The 19,390-nt window shown below is 42.7% G+C and carries 15 protein-coding genes and 1 rRNA gene; 7 read left to right on the forward strand and 9 right to left on the reverse strand.

The features are described from left to right. Positions 1-61: 61 nt before the first annotated feature. The 3 genes from ppc (at position 62) to FTV41_RS09485 (ending at position 5,692) form a co-directional block, all read left to right on the forward strand. Positions 62-2,746: a phosphoenolpyruvate carboxylase gene (gene ppc, locus FTV41_RS09475; protein ID WP_179990371.1), complete on the forward strand. Its 2,685-nt coding sequence runs from the start codon at positions 62-64 to the stop codon at positions 2,744-2,746. 441 nt (positions 2,747-3,187) lie between these two features. Continuing rightward, a complete protein-coding gene (locus tag FTV41_RS09480; protein ID WP_167845633.1) occupies positions 3,188-4,135 on the forward strand; it encodes a GGDEF domain-containing protein in 948 nt (315 codons plus the stop codon). 258 nt (positions 4,136-4,393) lie between these two features. Next, a complete protein-coding gene (locus tag FTV41_RS09485; RefSeq protein WP_179996469.1) occupies positions 4,394-5,692 on the forward strand; it encodes a solute carrier family 23 protein in 1,299 nt (432 codons plus the stop codon). Positions 5,693-5,971: 279 nt separating this feature from the next. On the opposite strand, the gene FTV41_RS09490 is transcribed toward FTV41_RS09485, so the two are convergent. Further along, positions 5,972-6,151, reverse strand: coding sequence for a hypothetical protein (locus tag FTV41_RS09490; protein WP_004970356.1), 180 nt, complete (start codon positions 6,149-6,151; stop codon positions 5,972-5,974). Positions 6,152-6,233: 82 nt separating this feature from the next. Here FTV41_RS09490 and FTV41_RS09495 point away from each other — a divergent pair, with 82 nt between their 5' ends. Then, positions 6,234-6,473 carry a hypothetical protein gene (locus FTV41_RS09495; RefSeq protein WP_179996470.1) on the forward strand — a complete coding sequence of 80 codons (240 nt, stop codon included), beginning with the start codon at positions 6,234-6,236 and terminating at the stop codon, positions 6,471-6,473. A gap of 11 nt (positions 6,474-6,484) precedes the next feature. Here FTV41_RS09495 and FTV41_RS09500 read toward each other — a convergent pair whose 3' ends face one another. The 4 genes from FTV41_RS09500 to ilvD (FTV41_RS09515) all read right to left on the reverse strand — a co-directional run bounded on the left by FTV41_RS09500 (position 6,485) and on the right by ilvD (FTV41_RS09515) (position 11,928). Further along, positions 6,485-6,772: a chorismate mutase gene (locus FTV41_RS09500; RefSeq protein ID WP_179990837.1), complete on the reverse strand. Its 288-nt coding sequence runs from the start codon at positions 6,770-6,772 to the stop codon at positions 6,485-6,487. Next, positions 6,762-8,075, reverse strand: a complete 1,314-nt coding sequence (locus FTV41_RS09505; RefSeq protein WP_179996471.1) for a hypothetical protein — start codon at positions 8,073-8,075, stop codon at positions 6,762-6,764. Before FTV41_RS09505 ends, FTV41_RS09500 begins: the two co-directional genes overlap by 11 nt. A gap of 118 nt (positions 8,076-8,193) precedes the next feature. After that, on the reverse strand, positions 8,194-9,879 hold the full coding sequence (ilvD, locus tag FTV41_RS09510; RefSeq protein WP_004970362.1) for a dihydroxy-acid dehydratase: 1,686 nt from the start codon (positions 9,877-9,879) through the stop codon (positions 8,194-8,196). Positions 9,880-10,098: 219 nt separating this feature from the next. Next, on the reverse strand, positions 10,099-11,928 hold the full coding sequence (ilvD, locus tag FTV41_RS09515; protein ID WP_179994461.1) for a dihydroxy-acid dehydratase: 1,830 nt from the start codon (positions 11,926-11,928) through the stop codon (positions 10,099-10,101). A gap of 372 nt (positions 11,929-12,300) precedes the next feature. Between ilvD (FTV41_RS09515) and fmt the strand changes: the two genes are divergently transcribed. Both fmt and rsmB read left to right on the forward strand, forming a co-directional pair. Next, a complete protein-coding gene (gene fmt / locus FTV41_RS09520; protein ID WP_179996472.1) occupies positions 12,301-13,263 on the forward strand; it encodes a methionyl-tRNA formyltransferase in 963 nt (320 codons plus the stop codon). Continuing rightward, a complete protein-coding gene (gene rsmB, locus FTV41_RS09525; RefSeq protein WP_179996473.1) occupies positions 13,260-14,567 on the forward strand; it encodes a 16S rRNA (cytosine(967)-C(5))-methyltransferase RsmB in 1,308 nt (435 codons plus the stop codon). Before fmt ends, rsmB begins: the two co-directional genes overlap by 4 nt. Before the next feature lie 129 nt (positions 14,568-14,696). Here the strand turns inward: rsmB and FTV41_RS09530 are convergent, their stop codons facing one another. The 3 genes from FTV41_RS09530 to FTV41_RS09540 form a co-directional block, all read right to left on the reverse strand. Continuing rightward, positions 14,697-14,807, reverse strand: a complete 111-nt coding sequence (locus FTV41_RS09530) for a methionine/alanine import family NSS transporter small subunit (RefSeq protein WP_004970370.1) — start codon at positions 14,805-14,807, stop codon at positions 14,697-14,699. Between the two features lies 1 nt (position 14,808). Further along, entirely contained in the window at positions 14,809-16,293 is a 1,485-nt protein-coding gene (locus FTV41_RS09535) for a sodium-dependent transporter (protein ID WP_004970372.1), read from the reverse strand. 565 nt (positions 16,294-16,858) lie between these two features. Next, a complete protein-coding gene (locus FTV41_RS09540) occupies positions 16,859-18,301 on the reverse strand; it encodes an aldehyde dehydrogenase family protein (RefSeq protein WP_179996474.1) in 1,443 nt (480 codons plus the stop codon). A 172-nt stretch (positions 18,302-18,473) separates the two neighbouring features. On the opposite strand from FTV41_RS09540, the gene FTV41_RS09545 reads away from it, so the two are divergent. Then, the gene (locus FTV41_RS09545; protein ID WP_179988883.1) at positions 18,474-19,157 is read left to right on the forward strand and encodes a TIGR04219 family outer membrane beta-barrel protein; all 684 of its coding nucleotides are present in this window, start codon (positions 18,474-18,476) and stop codon (positions 19,155-19,157) included. Between the two features lie 127 nt (positions 19,158-19,284). Here the strand turns inward: FTV41_RS09545 and rrf are convergent. Continuing rightward, positions 19,285-19,390 (reverse strand): 5S ribosomal RNA (gene rrf, locus FTV41_RS09550); the annotation flags it as partial.

Consider the following 19,390-nt stretch of genomic DNA (forward strand, 5'->3'; position numbering starts at 1 on the left):
GTAGATAAATCGGGGTATAGTCTTTTTAGAGTAGAAAAACACAGCACATGGAGAACAACGAATGATTCAACAAATTGATGCTCCTCTACGCGATGACGTACGCTTACTTGGGAACTTGCTGGGCGAAACCCTCAAGTTACACGCAGGACAAGATTTGTTTAATCAGGTCGAACAAATTCGAGCATTATCTAAAGGCGCACGTGATGGACAAGCCGAAGCAGAAAAACAGCTCGAACAACTATTTTTAAGCCTCGAAGATGATGAAATCTTACCGCTGACCCGTGCCTTTACCCACTTCCTGAACTTTGCCAACATTGCCGAGCAATACCATGTGGTGCGCAGCCGTCGTCAGAGTGAGTTTGATGAACATGCGGTTTCTCCCAACCCTTTAGACCGCTTATTTGAAAAATTTAAACACCATGAAATTTCTGCAGAAACTTTGTTTCAACAAGTCTGTGAACTAAAAATTGAACTGGTACTGACTGCACACCCAACTGAAGTCAGCCGTCGTACCCTGATTCAAAAATATGACGATATTAATGACTGCCTATTTAAAATGGATCAGCAAAAACTGACCCCACGTGAACGTCAGGCAGTTTTGGCAGATTTAAAACAGCTGATCAGCTCGGCTTGGCAAACCGATGAAATTCGTCAGCATCGCCCAACTCCAGTCGATGAAGCCAAATGGGGCTTTACCACCATAGAGCAGACCTTATGGAATGCCGTGCCTAAATTCATGCGTGAATTAGACGGCATTGTGCAAGAACATTGTGGGCAAAACTTGCCGCTAACCGTTGCCCCTGTGCGTTTTGCTTCATGGATGGGTGGTGACCGTGATGGCAACCCCAATGTCACTCATAAAGTCACTCAAGAAGTGCTGTGGCTATCACGCTGGAAAGCTGCAGAATTATATTTACGCGATATTGAAAACTTGCGTTGGGAACTCTCGATTCAGCAATGCAGCCCAGAACTGGCCGATGCCTTAGGACATTTCCATGCAGAGCCATATCGTGAATATTTACGTGACACTCGCGAACGTCTAAAAGCCACCCGTGATTGGTTGGCTGCCAAATTACAAGGCAAAGATGGCGATGACAGCTTGGTGATTAAAAGCAAAGATGAACTGTTACAGCCTTTATTGCTGTGTTATCGCTCACTCACCGCTTGCCAGCTATCAGAGATTGCCAATGGCAAATTGTTGGATCTGATTCATCGGGTCAACTGTTTTGGCATTGAATTACTGAAACTGGATATTCGTCAGGAGTCTGGACGTCATCGCCAAGCCATTTCAGCTATTACCGAATACTTAGGTTTGGGCAATTTTGAAACTTGGACAGAACAGGCACGTCAAAACTTCTTGCTACAAGAATTACAAAGCAAGCGTCCGTTATTGCCAAAATTCATGCAGGAACCTGCACAAAGTCTGATTCAACACCCAGATGTGCAAGAAGTCTTTGCTACGATGCGTACTTTGGCTGCACAGCCGCAGGAAAGCTTGGGTGCCTATATTATTTCCATGGCGGAATATCCAAGTGATGTTTTGGCAGTGTTACTGCTACAAAAAGAAGCGGGTATTCAGCATCCTTTACGTGTTGTTCCCCTGTTTGAAACCCTGAAAGATTTAGATGGGGCTGCGCAAACCATGAATACCCTGTTTGGGATGCATTGGTATAAACAGCATATTCAGGGCAAACATGAGGTAATGATTGGCTATTCAGACTCAGCCAAAGATGCGGGCTTTATGTCGGCTAACTGGGCACAGTACCGTGCGCAAGAAGAATTAACAGCTGTAGCGCAACAACACGCTGTACAGTTGACCTTATTCCACGGTCGTGGTGGTTCAATCAGCCGTGGTGGCGCACCGACTCAGCAAGCGCTGTTTTCACAACCACCTGGCTCTATTTCAGGTGCAATTCGCGTTACAGAACAAGGCGAAATGATTCGCTTTAAATTCGGGCTTGAAGGCGTTGCTTTACAAAATCTGGAAGTCTATACCGCGGCAACCTTAGAAGCGACCTTAATGCCACCGCCAGTTCCTAAACCAGAGTGGCGCGAGTTGATGCACAACATGACTGAGTTATCAGTACAGGTGTATCGTCAAACTGTGCGTGAAAATCCACATTTTGTGAAGTATTTACGCACCGTAACCCCAGAGCTGGAGTTACAAATGCTGCCTTTAGGTTCACGCCCCGCTAAACGTAAAGTCAGTGGTGGCATTGAATCTTTAAGAGCCATTCCATGGGTATTTGCATGGACACAAATCCGTTTGATGTTACCTGCATGGCTCGGCACAGGTGCGGCCATTAACCAAACCCTAGATCAAGGGCAAAAAGCCATTTTGGATGAAATGCTCAGCGACTGGCCATATTTCCAAACCTTGATTGATATGCTTGAAATGGTGCTGTCTAAAGCCGACAGCAATATCGCATTGTATTATGAGTCACACCTAACTGATGACGAAGACTTAAAACAATTAGGCGAGCAATTGCGTCAACGCCTGCGTGATGCTGTGACCACCCTATTAACCTTAAAAGGTGAATCACAACTGCTCAGCAGCAATGATGTGCTGGATCAATCTATGCGCGTGCGTAAACCGTACTTATTGCCATTGCACTTACTGCAAGCAGAGTTAATGAAACGTCGTCGTTTGTACTTGGCAGAAAAACAGGCAGAACATACCCCTGTCGATCATGCCCTCATGGTGAGTATTGCAGGGATTGCAGCAGGCTTACGCAATACAGGTTAAGACCTAACGAATAGCACAACAAGCAGAGTCATGCTCTGCTCGTGGCTCATTCACTCACTTAAACATGATTTGGGACGGATGACTACATATTAGGCTAAGTAGAAAAAATCATAAAAAAACATGATAACTGGCATTTTTTATGATTTCTGTCTCAACTTATTTGAATTATGCTTAGATTAGACAATAAATAAGAGTTTGGACTTGCCTATGCCAAAAAGCTCTACAATGACGACTTTATTAAAGCTAAAAATTTTTAATTTTTTCAAGGGTATAAAAATCTCCTCAGTTTAAATAACATCCAAAAATCACGTGTCGTCAGTGGCTTGGTTTTTTTCTTTCATTTACTCTTTTTAGTGGTACTTTGGCTCAGTCAAAGCCAACCCCTGTTTACCCCATACATGCTGCCATGGGTATTGGGTTGTTTAATATTGTATTTGCTGATTGCCTTGGTCTTTATATGTCATCAGCTATCGTATTCCTGAAAATCAGACCACACTCTATTATTTTCCAATTCTGTGTTTAGGCTTTTATAGCAGCTCACTCATGAGTATTGGCTATTTTCTGGGTCAAATGACGGTACTCACAGGCGTATTTACCATTGGCTCCATTTTTACAGGCTTATTGTTGTTTAAACGCAGCATTATCTTTTGGGGCACCATTCCCTGCTTGGTGGTATTTTACGGTGGTTCTTTGCTGACCTTGCGCAATATTATCCCCTATGCGCCCGTTTTTCAGCCCTATACGTTTACCAGTGCGGAATTCCAAAATTTCATGCTCATCAATAACTTGATTGGCAGCACCATCATTGGTGTTCTGTTGGCCATTTTATTTAATACTTTTTTGGGACGCTGGATGATTCGTGAAGAACATCAGCAACAACTAATTCTGCTTGATCCACTCACCCAAACTCTCAACCGACGCGGTTTAAGCATAAAATTCAACCAACTGGTGAATCAAAAACAATTGGCGGGGCAAAACAAAGAACACATCTGCCTTGCCCTGCTCGATTTAGACTGGTTTAAGCAAGTAAATGATCGCTATGGACACGATGGAGGGGATCAGGTACTCAAGCAAATTCCAAAAATTTTGCAAAAAAATCTACGCAGTGAAGATATTATCGGACGTTTTGGTGGCGAAGAATTTATGATTATTTTCTCCAATACCTCACCGCAAATTGCCCAAAATGTACTGGAACGCTGCAGAATTGCCATTGAACAACATCGTATTGCCTATGCAGAACATGAGATTCAAATTACCGCAAGTTTTGGTTTAAGTGCCTTATATGTTTATCATGCAGATCAACATGAATTAATTCAGCGTACTGATGCTGCGCTGTATAAAGCCAAGCAAAGTGGACGTAATAATGTGCAGCAAGATATTGAATCATGAATATTAATTTTGTATAAAATACAAACAAAAATCGCAGGTCATACAATTTTTTTTAAACTGCGACTATCACTAAGTGACTGCAATACATTCTTTAAATTTATAAATAAAATTACTTATTTATATTAAATGTAAATTTTATCAAATAGTAAAATTTAATCCTAAAAATAAGCAGCTGATCTGTTTTCTGGCAAAATTTTTAAAAAATTTAGGCAATACAAGAGTATGATGTGCTCAATTTAGCTTTTGAGTGCTTACTTTATGTCCAATTGGTTTCCCAAATGGCGCCCTTATGAAGGCAGCATTGATGCACGTCCTGTAGGTACCAATGAGTATCTACCGCCTGCACAAACCGTTGTATTGGGGATACAACACGCATTTGCCATGTTTGGTGCCACTGTACTTGCACCTTTTTTAATGGGCTTTGATCCGAACCTTGCCATTTTAATGTCAGGGATTTGTACCATCCTGTTCTTTTTCATGACAGGTGGGCGTGTTCCAAGTTATTTAGGCTCAAGCTTTGCCTTTATTGGGGTGGTGATTGCTGCCACAGGCTATGCAGGCGCAGCAGGCGGTTTAAATGCCAATATTGGGGTTGCGGCAGGCGGGATTATTGCCTGCGGTATTTTATATGCCCTGATTGGCTTTTTAGTCATGGCTACTGGCACCCGCTGGATTGAAAAATTAATGCCACCTGTGGTGACAGGTGCGGTGGTGATGATCATTGGTTTAAACCTTGCTCCTGTCACGGTCAAAGCGGTTGCAGGCAATCCATTTAATATGTGGATGGCCTTGGTGACTGTGCTATGTATGGGCATCATTGCCGTATTTACCAAAGGTTTACTGCAACGCCTCTTGCTCCTGATTGGCTTGCTCATATCGTATCTGATCTATTTTGTAGTCACCAATGTCATGGGTTGGGGGACGCCAATTAACTTCGCACCGATTCAGCAAGCCGCTTGGTTTGGCGTACCAGACTTTCATGCGCCTGTATTTGATGTGAATGCCATGCTGATTATTGCCCCAATTGCCTTCATTTTGGTGGCAGAGAACTTGGGACACATTAAAGCAGTAGGTGCCATGACTGGTGAAAACCTCGATCCACACATTGGTAAAGCCTTTGTAGCCGATGGTGTTGCCACAACCCTTGCAGGTGGTGTCGGTGCACCGGGTATGACTACCTATGGTGAAAACATTGGGGTGATGGCTGTTACCCGCGTGTATTCCACGATTATTTTTGTGGTGGCGGGGGTCTTTGCTATTTTCCTTGGCTTATCACCAAAATTTGGGGCAATCATCCATACCATTCCTACCGCCATTTTAACGGGCGCTTCGATTGTGGTATTTGGTTTGATTACCATTGCTGGCGCGAAAATCTGGATTGAAAACAAAGTCGATTTTTCTAAAAACAAAAATCTGATGGTGGCTGCCGTGACCATTATTTTAGGAACGGGTGACTTTGCGTTGCAATTGGGCAGCTTTAACTTGGGCGGGATTGGGACAGCAACTTTTGCAGCCTTGTTCCTGAACTGGTTCTTTAGTTTGCGTGATCCCTCTTAATCAGAACTTGCGGTCATTTGCTTGAACCTAAGTAAATGCCGAAACAATGCAAAAAGACCGAACAACAGTGATTGTTCGGTCTTTTTTTACCTCAAACGGTCTGTCTAGAATGAACCGTTTTTAAGAGATAATGCTTTTACTTGGCTTATTTCTGTTTTTTAAGCTCTTGCTTAAGTTGCTTCAATTTGCCTTTATGTTTTGAAATCTTTTTCAAACGTGCTTTGATTTGTTGCTTCAAAGATTTAACTTGCTTAGCCATGGTATTACTCCTTAGTAAGGCTATTCGTTGCCATTGTGTTGTTTCACAAAACTACGAATAAATTTTCTTAATTCACGAGCAGCACTAGTATCAAGTTCTTCACATAAACGAATAAATTCATCACGTTCAGTACTATTAATACGAATTAAAAGTTGTCCATCTTTCTTGCCTGTCTTTATTTTTTTGATTTGCTCGTTCATTGCTGATCTCTCCAAAATAAAGACTGCTTTGCAAAAGATGTATATACAATATATATACTTTTTAAAATAAAGTAAACTTACAATGTTAAAAAATGTAATAAAATCATATTCTTTTTTTTACCAATACTTTTTAAAAACCCAGCAAAGCCAAGACAGGCAAGGCTTTGCGCTTAAAACCACCTGCAGAAAAAATAAGCAAATTATTTTTAAAAATTATGCTTTGAATACCAAGATGGCATATAAATACGCGGTTTTACCGCAAAAACGCAAAGTTTGGGCTGCGTTTGAAGCATCGCCCAAACTTAGGGATAGATCTGCTTAGAGATAGGCTAATTAAGGACGAAATTCTTTTAATTCACGCTGAATAAAATGCTGAATCATATCGTGATACAAACGCTCGACCATGTCTGGATCGACTGCATGCTGCACAGCCAAAGCACGGACTTTTTCAATCACTTCTTTCACGCGCTGCGGCGACTGCACATCTTCCACAGTCTGTTTATGGCGCATGGCCTGATCGACATAAAACTGACGCGATGCAATCAGTTCAATTAAAGCCACATCAATTTGGTCTATTTTGTCACGTGCTTGTTGTAATGATTTTACTTTTTCATTGTTCATGGGCTTGGGCTACACTTTCAGTTTCGGTTTCACTCTTATACTTTTCTTCTAACACATTACTGAAAATACTTTCAATCATCCACACCCGATATAAGCTGTTAAACACGTAGCTTTGCCCGTCTATACGCAATTCCAACACAGGAAAATCAGGCTGAGATTTCATTTCACACAGCATATCATTTTCTTTGAGCAACTCAGTCACATCCGCTGTGGTCAGTTGATCTAACTCCAGTTCACGCTGCATACGCTCAAAATGCGCTTTAAAGGATAAATCCTGCCCCCTCGTCCATACCGCCTGCAAAATACGATATATGGCATCGACACGCTGTTCTTCAGGCACACTGTAATACAGTTGTGCCATTTGATAAGTCGCCTGCTCAGTCGGGCGGCAAAACGGCGTAAACGCAACATCAGTACGTTTAGATAAACGTGTTGCCAAACTCCAGTCAAACCAGTCGCGTCCATGATAAGACAAGGGATACACATTCAAATGGATATTGTAATAGGCAGCTAATTCTTCTTTGATATACGCCAATAACAACCAAGAAATCGGGTCTTCCAGTGCAATATACAAATCCAGTTCAGGGTCGAGTGCCTGAATTTCATTGAGTTCTTCGGCATCACTAATTAAATGTTCTCGCCATTCAATGTGATTAATCAAAAAAATAGGATTATCGGTGAGTAGTTTTTGTTGTTTTAAACGGCGAGTTAGACGCAATAAATCATCGACTGCATGATATTTACGTCCACCAAATTCAAAATAACTGGCCAATACAGGTGCATCATCAAAAACCCGTTCAGGAAAATCCTGAATTTGATGATGACGGCTGGACATGGCATATAAAGTGCGTAATTTACCCGACTGCTTTTGCCACAGCATGTGAAACACATCTTCGAGTAAATACAAAAAATCCTGACCACGTAACGGCGTATGCCGCAAAATGGTTTCTGCCTGCATTAAGGCTTCTGCAGTCGGTGATTCGGGTGTATCGTGAAAACTAAACCGATGTTGTTTGGCAAGAATTTGTGCATCTTGAATACAGTAATTTTGCCATTCTGCAGCCGACATTTGATTCGGTGCATCGCCACTTTGCCGCGAAATCACCACGGTTAAAGGTTTTAATTCATCGGCCAGAATATCTTCTAATTGCGGCAACTGCTGTACCGCCAAATAGCTATATACATCATCTAGACGCAAATGCACACTCAGTCCGTGTTCCGTGGGCAACACCGCTTGCCGAGATGGTTTTTGATAAAACCAACTCGATCTGATCGGATCGAACCAACGGCGTAACAGTGACATGAGATCAGCCTCTAAAAAGAAAATCCTTGTGGTTTGGGGACAAGCCACATGCAAATCATGTGCGCTCGTCCTTCAATAGTACACAAGGATTTATATCAATTCATATAAAAATGATCAATTAGACCTCTAAATTCAGATCAGTCACTGCACCTTTTTCTGCGCCCGATGCCAATTTAGCAAATTTCGCCAATGCACCATGGGTATAGTTTGGCTTTGGTTTGACCCATGCCGCTTTACGTGCTGCCATTTCCTCTTCCGACACATGCCAAGTCATTTCACGGGTTTCGGCATTAATCGAAATTTTATCGCCATTTTTCACCAGACCAATTGGCCCGCCTTCATACGCTTCTGGGGTCACATGCCCAATCACAAAACCGTGACTGCCACCCGAAAAACGTCCATCGGTAATTAACGCGACTGAATTACCCAAACCTTTGCCAATAATTGCAGAAGTTGGTTTCAGCATTTCTGGCATACCCGGGCCACCTTTAGGGCCTTCACCACGAATCACCACCACTTCACCTTCTTGCACTTCACCATCTAAAATGCCGCGCATCGCGCCAATTTCACCTTCAAAAACGCGTGCAGGGCCTTCAAAATACAAGCCTTCTTTGCCTGTAATTTTTGCCACTGCGCCCGTAGGTGATAAGTTGCCTTTTAAAACCACCAAGTGCGAATCTTTTTTGATTGGTGCATCAAACGGTAAAATAATTTGCTGACCTTCAGGATAATCGGCAACATCGGCCAAGTTTTCTGCCAAAGTTTTACCTGTAACCGTTAAGCAAGAACCATCAAGCATGCCTGCATCTAGCATGCGTTTCATCAACGGTTGAATGCCGCCAATGGCAATCAGCTCCGACATTAAATACTTGCCCGATGGACGTACATCGGCCACCACTGGGGTTTCCTGACCAATACGCACGAAATCATCCAGTGTGAGTTCAACCCCTGCAGAATGTGCCATGGCAATCAAATGCAACACACCATTGGTCGATCCACCCAAAGCAATCAATACTTTAATGGCATTTTCAAAGGCAGATTTGGTCATAATGTCACGTGGTTTAATATCCAGACGTAACAGATTCATGACCGCTTCGCCTGCGCGTTGGCAGTCATCCATTTTATCTTGAGAAACAGCTTCTTGTGCTGAAGACCCCGGCAAACTCATGCCCAATGCTTCAATGGCCGATGCCATAGAGTTGGCGGTGTACATGCCACCACAAGAGCCTGCACCTGGCAAAGCCACTTCTTCAATTTGTTTGACCTGAATTTCGTTAATTTCACCTTTGGCATGCTGACCCACGGCTTCAAACACCGAAATAATATCGGTATGTCCTGCACCCGGTTTAATAGTGCCGCCATAAACAAACAAGCCCGGACGGTTTAAACGCGCCAGTCCCATAATGCAGCCCGGCATGTTTTTATCGCAGCCACCAATTGCAATCACACCATCATAGGCCTGACAACCCACCACGGCTTCAATTGAGTCGGCAATAATTTCACGTGAAACCAATGAATATTTCATGCCTTCGGTGCCGTTTGAAATACCGTCTGAAATGGTGATGGTATTGAAAATAATGCCTTTACCACCCGCTTGATTCACGCCTGTTTCTGCTTCGCGCGCTAAGCCATCAATATGCATATTACATGGTGTGACATTGGCCCAAGTCGATGCAATGCCAATAAATGGACGAGTAAAATCTTCATCCTTAAAACCCACCGCACGCATCATGGAGCGTGCAGGTGCATTTTCAATGCCTTCATAGACTTCGGCTGAATGTTCGCGGATATTCTGTTTACTCATGGCTGATTCCTTAGCAAGATGGGTGAAATGTCGTGTTCATTATGACGATTTATTTTATTTTTCATTGTATCGAAAGCGGGCAGGATGTAAACGAAAATGCCTGTCTAATTTCATTGCTCAAATTTGCTGCGATACTGACATTGCTCATTGGCAGGCTCATAAAAAAGCACCCCAATTTTGGAGTGCTTTTTTGTGGCAGCTTAAATTGCTAAGTACTGCTTAGATTTCACGTACCGCACCTTTTGCCGCACTGGTAGTGTGCATAGCATAGGCTTTCAACGCTTTAGAAATTTTACGTGGACGTTCTTCTGCAGGATGCCAGCCTTTGGCTTCTTGCGCTTCACGACGTGCCGCCATAGTTGCGTCATCTACTGCCAAGTGAATGCTGCGGTTTGGAATATCAATTTCGATACGGTCACCATCTTCAACCAAACCAATCGCACCACCTTCAGCCGCTTCTGGAGAAACGTGACCAATTGAAAGACCTGAAGAACCGCCCGAGAAACGACCATCGGTCAGTAAGGCACATTCTTTACCTAAACCTTTCGATTTCAAATAGCTGGTTGGATAGAGCATTTCTTGCATACCCGGGCCGCCACGTGGGCCTTCGTAGCGAATCACCACCACATCACCCGCTGTGATTTTACCGCCCAAAATCGCATCTACTGCAGCATCCTGACTTTCAAAAACACGTGCTGTACCGTTGAATTTCAAAATGGAATCATCCACCCCTGCAGTTTTTACAATACAGCCATCTAAAGCAATATTGCCGTAAAGTACCGCCAAACCACCATCTTTAGAGAAAGCGTGTTCTGCATTACGAATCACACCATTGTCACGGTCACCATCTAAACGTGAATAGTAACGGTCTTGTGAGAACGCAGTTTGGGTTGGTACGCCGCCCGGTGCAGAACGGAAGAACTGGTAAACCTCTTCATTTTCGGTACGCATGATGTCCCATTTATCCAACGCATCTTTTAACGTCGCTTCGTGAACTGTTCCTACAGAAGTATCCAATAAACCTGCGCGATCCAGCTCACCTAAAATAGACATGATACCGCCCGCACGGTGTACATCTTCCATGTGAACATCTTGTTTGGCAGGCGCTACTTTACACAATACAGGTACTTTACGTGATAAACGGTCAATATCATCCATGGTGAAATCCACACCTGCTTCATTGGCGGCCGCCAACAAGTGCAATACGGTGTTGGTTGAACCACCCATGGCAATATCCAACGTCATAGCATTTTCATAAGATGCCTTGGTTGCAATTGAACGTGGCAATACGCTGTAATCGTCTTGTTCATAATGGCGTTTAGCCAATTCCACAATCAACTGACCTGCTTTATCAAACAGTTTTTTACGGTTAGCGTGAGTTGCTACAATTGAACCATTGCCCGGTAAAGATAAACCTAAGGCTTCTGTTAAGCAGTTCATTGAGTTGGCAGTGAACATCCCTGAGCATGAACCACAAGTTGGGCATGCTGAGCGCTCATATTCAGCGACTTCTTCATCGGTATAGTTATCATCTGCCGCCACAATCATTGCATCAATCAAGTCAATCGCGTGTTCATTGCCACGAATTTTGACTTTACCTGCTTCCATTGGGCCGCCAGACACAAACACCACTGGAATGTTCAGGCGCATGGCAGCCATCAGCATCCCCGGTGTGATTTTGTCACAGTTGGAGATACACACCATGGCATCGGCGCAGTGTGCGCTGACCATGTATTCTACCGAGTCGGCAATCAAGTCACGCGATGGCAATGAATACAACATGCCATCATGACCCATGGCAATCCCGTCATCTACAGCAATGGTGTTAAATTCTTTGGCAACACCACCTGCCGCCTGAATTTGCTCTGCCACCATTTGACCGAGGTCTTTTAAATGCACATGGCCAGGTACAAATTGGGTAAATGAGTTGACCACCGCAATAATCGGCTTACCGAAATCTTCGTCTTTCATACCCGTTGCACGCCATAAGCCGCGTGCACCCGCCATATTTCTTCCGTGTGTCGATGTTTTTGAACGATAGTCAGGCATTATAAAGTTCCAACTTGGTTGTGCTGAAATGAATCTGAAATTCATTCTGGCGAAATAATACTGTTTGCAAGATCTGTATCACTGCAAAACAGTTTAAGAATCTTTCTATTTTACTACAGCTTGAGGTAGTAAGGCTGCTGCTTTACCGACTTTATGATGGATAAAAAGTGACGAAAAACTACAGCACTTTGTTGATCATACTGAATTCAATACAAAACTTTCATGAATAATTTTTAAATTTTGCATTACTAATTTTTATCATAATAATTTAGGCAGCACAGCAACAAGGTGGATTTATTACAACCTGTTCCGACCTTTGGGCTGCAATTTGTTATAATTGCCGCGTCATCTAAAACTATGGGTTGATTTCCATTGAAAATCGTTTTTGCAGGTACGCCTGAATTTGCTGCAAGCGCTTTGGCAGCACTCCTGAACACCGACCATGAGATTGTCGCGGTTTACACCCAGCCTGACCGTAAAGCAGGACGCGGACAAAAACTCACAGCATCTGCGGTGAAGCAATTGGCACTACAACACGATCTTCCTGTCTATCAACCTTTACATTTTAAATCATCTACTGAAGAAGGTCTGGAGGCTCAACAAGAATTGGCTGCATTGAATGCCGATGTGATGGTGGTTGCTGCCTATGGTTTAATTTTGCCGCAAGTGGTTTTAGATACTCCAAAATATGGCTGCTTGAATATTCACGGTTCTTTACTACCACGTTGGCGCGGTGCAGCACCGATTCAGCGTGCGATTGCCACAGGTGATACCGAAACAGGCATTACCATTATGAAAATGGCTGCAGGCTTAGATACAGGCGATATGATGTATAAAACCCTATGCCCAATTACTGCCACAGACACCTCTGCTACTTTACATGATAAACTGGCGCAGCAAGGTGCCGAAGCAATTGTCGAAGTACTGGCTTCAGAGCAAAAATTGCAAGACTATTTAGCCGCGCGTGAAGTGCAAGATGAAGCCTTGACGGTCTATGCACACAAATTGACCAAAGCCGAAGCACAAATTGACTGGTCACAAACTGCAGCCGAAATTGACCGTAATATCCGTGCCTTTAACCCGTGGCCGGTGGCGTTTATCCCTTTAGATGAAACACAAAACTTGCGCGTTTGGGGTTCAGCATTATCGGATGAATCTGCACAAGGCAAAGCTGCAGGCACAATTTTAAAACTGGACAAACAAGGCGTACACGTCGCTTGTGGCGATCAACAAGCGGTATGCTTAAGCTCGTTGCAATGGCCAGGCGCTAAACCGCTGAATCCTGTGCAAATCATTCAAACTCAAAAACTTCAAACAGGACAAGTTCTCGCATGAGCCATTCTGAATCAGGCAACTCACATTTGAACTTGCGTGCCCAAGTCATCCGTACGCTATTGGCTGTACAACAAGGGCAATCATTGGCGAGCGTTTTACCTGCACATTTAAGTAAAGTCGCAGAACGTGACCGCGCCTTGTTTCATGAGCTGGTTTTGGGCACCTTGCGTCAATGGTATGCCCTAAAAAGCATTACTTTGCCGCTGTTGGTGAAACCACTCAACAATGAAACCGTTGAAACCTGTTTATATGTCGGCTTATATCAAGTGCTTTGCACCCGTGTAGCCAGTCATGCCGCAATTTCTGAAACCGTAACTGCAGCCAAACAATTGGGCTATCAAGCACTCAGTGGTGTGGTAAATGCGATTCTGCGTCGTGTTTCACGTGAAACATCGGAATTTCAAACGGCTTTGGCCAAAGCACATGGTTTGCCAAGTTGGTTGTATAAACGCCTGAAAAAAGATTGGCCTGAACAATTAGAACAACTGACGCAAACTTTAAAGCAAACTGCGCCGCTAACCTTAAGAGTCAATACACGCCAAATTAGCCGTGATGACTATTTAGAAATTTTGCAGGAACAAGAGATTGCTGCAGAAGCGTGCACCGTGTCTGAAGTTGGTATTGTGATGCTGCAAAATGTGCACATTCCGGACTTGCCTGGTTTTGATGAAGGCATTTTTTCCGTTCAGGATGAACATGCCCAACTATGTGCAACGCTCTTGCCAAATTTAGATGGGAAAGTCGTGGTCGATGCCTGCGCAGCACCTGGGGGTAAAACAGCACATCTGCTTGAAAAATTTCAGCCTAAAAAATTGATTGCCTTAGATCAGGACGCCAAACGTTTGTTACGTGTCAGCGAAAACCTAGAACGTCTGCAACTGAATCAAGAAGCGCAAGTCGAAATTTTGGCTGCTGATGCAACCACATGGAATGCCAGTGAAGCGGTGGACTGTATTGTATTGGATGCACCGTGTTCTGCAATTGGAGTCTTGCGTCGTCATCCAGATATTCGTTTGCTGCGTCAATCTAGCGATATTCAGCAGACGGTGGTATTACAGCAACAGATTTTGCAGCAGATGTGGCAACAGCTCAAAGTTGGTGGCACCTTGCTTTACATTACCTGCTCGGTTTTAAAAGCCGAAAATGAACAGCAAATGCAGCAATTCTTTTCCGAACATCAAAATGCCAAAGAAGTCAAAATTGAGGTAGATTGGGGCATTCCACAACTGTATGGGCGCCAATTATTGCCGCAACAAGGACGCGGGGATGGTTTTTATTATTGTCGTATTGAAAAAACCGCCTAAGCTATTTCTGTTTTAACGATTCTTCTCATTTAATAGCCTTTCCAAAAAAATAACCCTTGAATCAATCAAGGGTTATTTTAGTTAGCCAGTGCAATGCTTTACAGCATCGCACCCGTTTCAGCAAAATGCTTAGTCTTCGAGTTCATCTGGGTTTTTGATCAGGTGAATCATCGCCAAAACTAAACCACCCCAAAGTACCACTGTTGAAATAATCAACATCACCAATGCAGATGTATTCATCTTATTTCTCCGCTGCGTCGTGATCTTTTAAGCGGCTAAGCAATACCGCGCCAATAATAAAGAGCACCACGGTACCACCACCCACGGTGAGTAAAATGTGTAATGGATAACCACCATAGCCTTCTGCAAAAATAGATTTCAGGGTTAAGCCTAAAGCCACGAGCAATGAAAGCGGCGTCACGATGGTTAACAGGAAATTCCAGCCCCAACCCAATTTAATGCTTGAGTATTGGTTAACGTGTTGCTGCAATTCTTTGAGCAATGGACGACGGAACCAAGTCACCAAAATGATCGACAATAAACCACCACCAACAATACCAATGTTGTTGGCAAAGTAGTCAATGATGTCGACAAAAGTAATCGCGCTGTGGGTAGAGAATAAAATGGTTGAAACAATAGCTGAACCACCCGCAATAATGGTTACTGCACGCTTACGCGACCAACCCAGCTTGTCTTGGAACGCAGCAATGGGTACTTGCAGAATACTCACCATTGAGGTCACCCCTGCAACCGTCAATGAGGCGAAGAATAAGAAACCAAATAAATCGCCACCTGCACCCAAGCTTGAAATGATTTTCGGGAATGCAATAAAAGCTAAACCAATACCGCCCGAAACCACTTCATCTACCGATGAACCTGCGCTGTACGCCATGAAACCAAGCGCAGCAAAAATACCAATACCCGCTAAAATTTCAAAAGATGAGTTTGCAAGTGCAACCACCAAGCCTGAACCAGTCAAGTTGGTTTTAGGTTTTAGGTAAGATGAGTAGGTCAACATAATCCCGAACCCGACTGAAAGCGAGAAGAAGATATGACCAAAGGCAGCTAACCATACTTTATAGTTCGCCATCGCTTCCCAGTTAGGCGTAAAGAAGGCATTTAAGCCATCGACTGCACCCGGTAAACGTAACGCTTGAACCACAAGAATAGAGAATAAAATCACCAAAAGTGGCATAAAGATTTTATTTGACAGCTCAACCCCTTTTTTCACCCCGCCGTATAAAATGAACATCACCACCGTCCATACGATGACTAAACCAATAAATAAGGTTGGTACAAAACCAAAGGCTAAGCCTTCACCATTTTGTAAGTAGCTTGTGAAAAAGAATTTTTCAGTGTCTGTTCCCCATTGCTGACCAATGGAATAGAACATATAACTGCCTGCCCAAGACAATACGCTGGCATAGTAAATACCAATCAGCAAAGTCACCATCACCTGCCACCAGCCCAACGCTTCACTGTTCATGAGCTTTTTATAAGCGGTTGGTGGTGCTTTACGGTATTTATGCCCAACTGCATAGTCCAAAAACAGCAATGGCAAACCTGCGGCAAAGATCGCAATTAAATAAGGGATTAAAAATGCGCCGCCGCCATTTTCATACGCAACATAAGGGAAACGCCAAATATTGCCCAACCCGACCGCAGAACCAATGGCTGCGATAATAAAGCCTGATCGCGCGGACCAACTCTCACGAGAATCTGTCATAGAACACCTAAACTTCAGGCTATTTTTTGCTGCTTGTTTTTTAATTCTGACCTTTTATATAAATAACTTGCTTTTTCATTAGCTTAAATTTACTTTATATAACGGTACTTTAGCGCACGCAAAAAATATCCTGCAAAAAATGAAAATCTGGGTGTTTGCTTTAGAGTCACACCTTTTGAGCATCAAATTCTAAAGGTCAAACAGCGAAATATTCGGAAAATCTTGCTTAAAGTCTTTGCCCAATATTGCGCTTTTGTATGGCTTAACAATACTCATTTTTGAACAATTTTTCTGTAAATTCTGCTTAGAAAGATGCTTTTTGTATGCATTTTTTTAATCAAACGTTCAAATTCCACTCCATTTTGACTTGATTTTTTAGTTATAAATCGTATAACTATTTGGAATGAAATTTTGATGCTATTTGAGTTATTTTAATTTTCATCTATTTTAGCAGCGCTGTAGCCTATTATTCACCGAACTACAGCACTGTAATCAATCATCTCAAAATTCAGAGTTAACTCATCCTTTCTCTTTATTTATAACGATGCATCATTAGATCAGATACTTAACGCTTAATTACCAATAAACGCTCTTCCTGCATATCCCGAATAGCAGATTGAATCCCTTCACGCCCTAAACCCGAATCTTTCACGCCACCATAAGGCATATTGTCCACACGGAACGATGGAATATCATTAATAATCACCCCACCAACTTGTAACTGATCCCATGCATACAGCATTTTTTCCAAGCTTTGTGTATAAATACCCGCCTGTAAACCAAAACGGCTTTGGTTAATATGTGTAATTCCTTGTTCAAAAGATGAATATTTTTCCAAAATGGCAACAGGGCCAAAAACTTCATCTTTATAAACCTCCAAGTTTGGATCGACCTGTTCCAATAAAGTCGGCTCAAACATCACACCTTTCAGCTCGCCACCTGCCAATATTTTTGCGCCTTTTTTCACTGCTTTATCAATCCACTTTTTCAAGCGCTGCGCTTCAGCTTCCTTAATCATTGGCCCGACCAAAGTGCTGTCTAAATCAGGATCTGCCGCTTTAATTTTCTTGAGCTGGCTCACAAGTTTCTTTTTCAGTTCGGCATATACGTCAGCATGCACCAAAATACGTTGCACACTAATACACACCTGCCCAGCATGATTATACGCACCACCAATTAAGCGATGAATCAATGCATCATTCAATTCAGTATCGGGTTCAATCATCACTGCTGCATTGCCGCCCAACTCTAGCGTTACTTTTTTGCGTCCTGCGCGGGCTTTCATATCCCAACCCACCACATCTGAACCGGTAAAACTGAGCAGTTTAAAGCGGTCATCTGTCACTAAAACATCAGCTTGTTCACGCTCACAAGGCAATACCGAAAACGCACCTTTAGGTAAATCTGTTTCTGCCAACACTTCTGCAATTTTCAATGCTGAAATAGGCGTGGCACTGGCAGGTTTTAATACAAAAGGACAACCTGCGGCAATCGCAGGTGCAATTTTATGTGCAGTTAAATTCAACGGAAAATTAAAAGGACTAATCAAAGACACGGTACCAATGGGTACATGCTTAACCATCCCTTGATAATTCGCAGCAGCAGCCGTCACTGCCAACGGCAAAATACGCCCTTCATCTAGTTGTGACACCGCATCTGCCGCAATTTGGAAGGTATTAATTAAACGCTCGACTTCTGCCATCGCAGCCAAACGTGGTTTTCCACCTTCAGCAATTAAAATTTCGACCAATTCTTCACGCATGTTTTGAAAACGCTGCACACAATGCAACAGAATTTTTTGTTTTTGAAAGGGCTGTAACTTTGCCATTTCGGCTTCTGCTTTTACGGCTGCACGAATGGCTTTTTCAATACTTTTCGCATCGGCAAGTGCGACACGCGCATATAAATTTTGAGAATATTTATGCTGAACGGCTAACCATTGCCCTGTTTCTACGGCTTTATTGGCAAGATAGAGCGGATAATCGACAGGTGGATGGACATTTTGCATACTGAAATCCTCTATTTTTGGCGCGAATTAAGCTATATTTTTACAAGAATTTTGATTCTAGAAAATGTATGATGCGCTAAGTTGGACAATATTTCACATGATTTTTTGTCACGAGAACATACAACACCACACCATTCATCCCAAATGATGATGACAAAATACTAGAGTTTATATGCTTACATTACAACGTTTTGCTTTAGCATGCAGTTTAATTAGTTGTTCAGCGGTGCATGCCGATATTATTGGGGTAAAAGCCAGCGTAGATTATTGGAAATATAGCGCAGACTGGAATCAGGCTCAGTTATCACCAAACTTGGATGATGATTTTGCCTTACCCTTCAGTCTAGCAGTAGAGCATCCAGTACCATTTTTACCCAATGCTAAAATTAAACATGCCAATTTGCAGGCCGAAAGCGAGCAAAGCGCTGCTGGTGTAAAAATCAATCAACTAGATTTAGATTACTCAGACTTCATTTTATATTATGAAATTTTAGATAACATTGTTGCCGCAGATGTTGGATTTGGTGCCAAAGTACTTGAAGGCGACTTAAGATCGAATTTGTTTTCAACACAAGACGTCAGTGAAACTTTAGCTATGCTGTATGCAGAAGCAGCGGTCAAATTGCCATTTACAGGTTTAAGTGCCAAAGCTGAAGCTAACTATGCCAAAAATAGCGACAATGAAGTTCGTGATGCTCAGGCAGAAATTAAATATAACTTTATAGATGCCATTTTAGTCGATGTTGGTTTAAAAGCAGGTTATCGCATTTTAGATATTAAGCTCAATCAAGATTCCAATCAGGAAACTCAATTAGAGTTTAAAGGCCCATATTTAGGTTTAGAAGCACATTTCTAAATATTTGATATTTATATAAGTTTAAAACCCTTAAATTATTTTTTAAGGGTTTTTTTATTCTTCTTAAATTTTTCTTTTTTACATAAAAAAAACACCCCCAACATTTGTTGAGGGTGTTTGAATAATGAGCTGGCGATGACTTACTCTCACATGGGTAACCCCACACTACCATCAGCGCGAAGAGGTTTCACTTCTGAGTTCGGGAAGGGATCAGGTGGTTCACTCTTGCTATG

It is taken from the genome of Acinetobacter sp. YH16051 (assembly GCF_013417135.1).
Classification (GTDB): Bacteria; Pseudomonadota; Gammaproteobacteria; order Pseudomonadales; family Moraxellaceae; genus Acinetobacter; species Acinetobacter towneri.

Bases quoted from the DNA above. Each gene is read 5' to 3' on its own strand.
- ilvD (WP_004970362.1), bottom strand. From the start codon at position 9,879: ATGAGTAAACAGAATATCCGCGAACATTCAGCCGAAGTCTATGAAGGC.
- ilvD (WP_179994461.1), bottom strand. From the start codon at position 11,928: ATGCCTGACTATCGTTCAAAAACATCGACACACGGAAGAAATATGGCG.
- ppc (WP_179990371.1), top strand. From the start codon at position 62: ATGATTCAACAAATTGATGCTCCTCTACGCGATGACGTACGCTTACTT.
- FTV41_RS09530 (WP_004970370.1), bottom strand. From the start codon at position 14,807: ATGAATACATCTGCATTGGTGATGTTGATTATTTCAACAGTGGTACTT.
- FTV41_RS09540 (WP_179996474.1), bottom strand. From the start codon at position 18,301: ATGCAAAATGTCCATCCACCTGTCGATTATCCGCTCTATCTTGCCAAT.
- rsmB (WP_179996473.1), top strand. From the start codon at position 13,260: ATGAGCCATTCTGAATCAGGCAACTCACATTTGAACTTGCGTGCCCAA.
- FTV41_RS09505 (WP_179996471.1), bottom strand. From the start codon at position 8,075: ATGTCACTGTTACGCCGTTGGTTCGATCCGATCAGATCGAGTTGGTTT.
- FTV41_RS09495 (WP_179996470.1), top strand. From the start codon at position 6,234: ATGTTAAAAAATGTAATAAAATCATATTCTTTTTTTTACCAATACTTT.
- FTV41_RS09545 (WP_179988883.1), top strand. From the start codon at position 18,474: ATGCTTACATTACAACGTTTTGCTTTAGCATGCAGTTTAATTAGTTGT.
- FTV41_RS09500 (WP_179990837.1), bottom strand. From the start codon at position 6,772: ATGAACAATGAAAAAGTAAAATCATTACAACAAGCACGTGACAAAATA.
- FTV41_RS09485 (WP_179996469.1), top strand. From the start codon at position 4,394: ATGTCCAATTGGTTTCCCAAATGGCGCCCTTATGAAGGCAGCATTGAT.
- FTV41_RS09490 (WP_004970356.1), bottom strand. From the start codon at position 6,151: ATGAACGAGCAAATCAAAAAAATAAAGACAGGCAAGAAAGATGGACAA.
- FTV41_RS09535 (WP_004970372.1), bottom strand. From the start codon at position 16,293: ATGACAGATTCTCGTGAGAGTTGGTCCGCGCGATCAGGCTTTATTATC.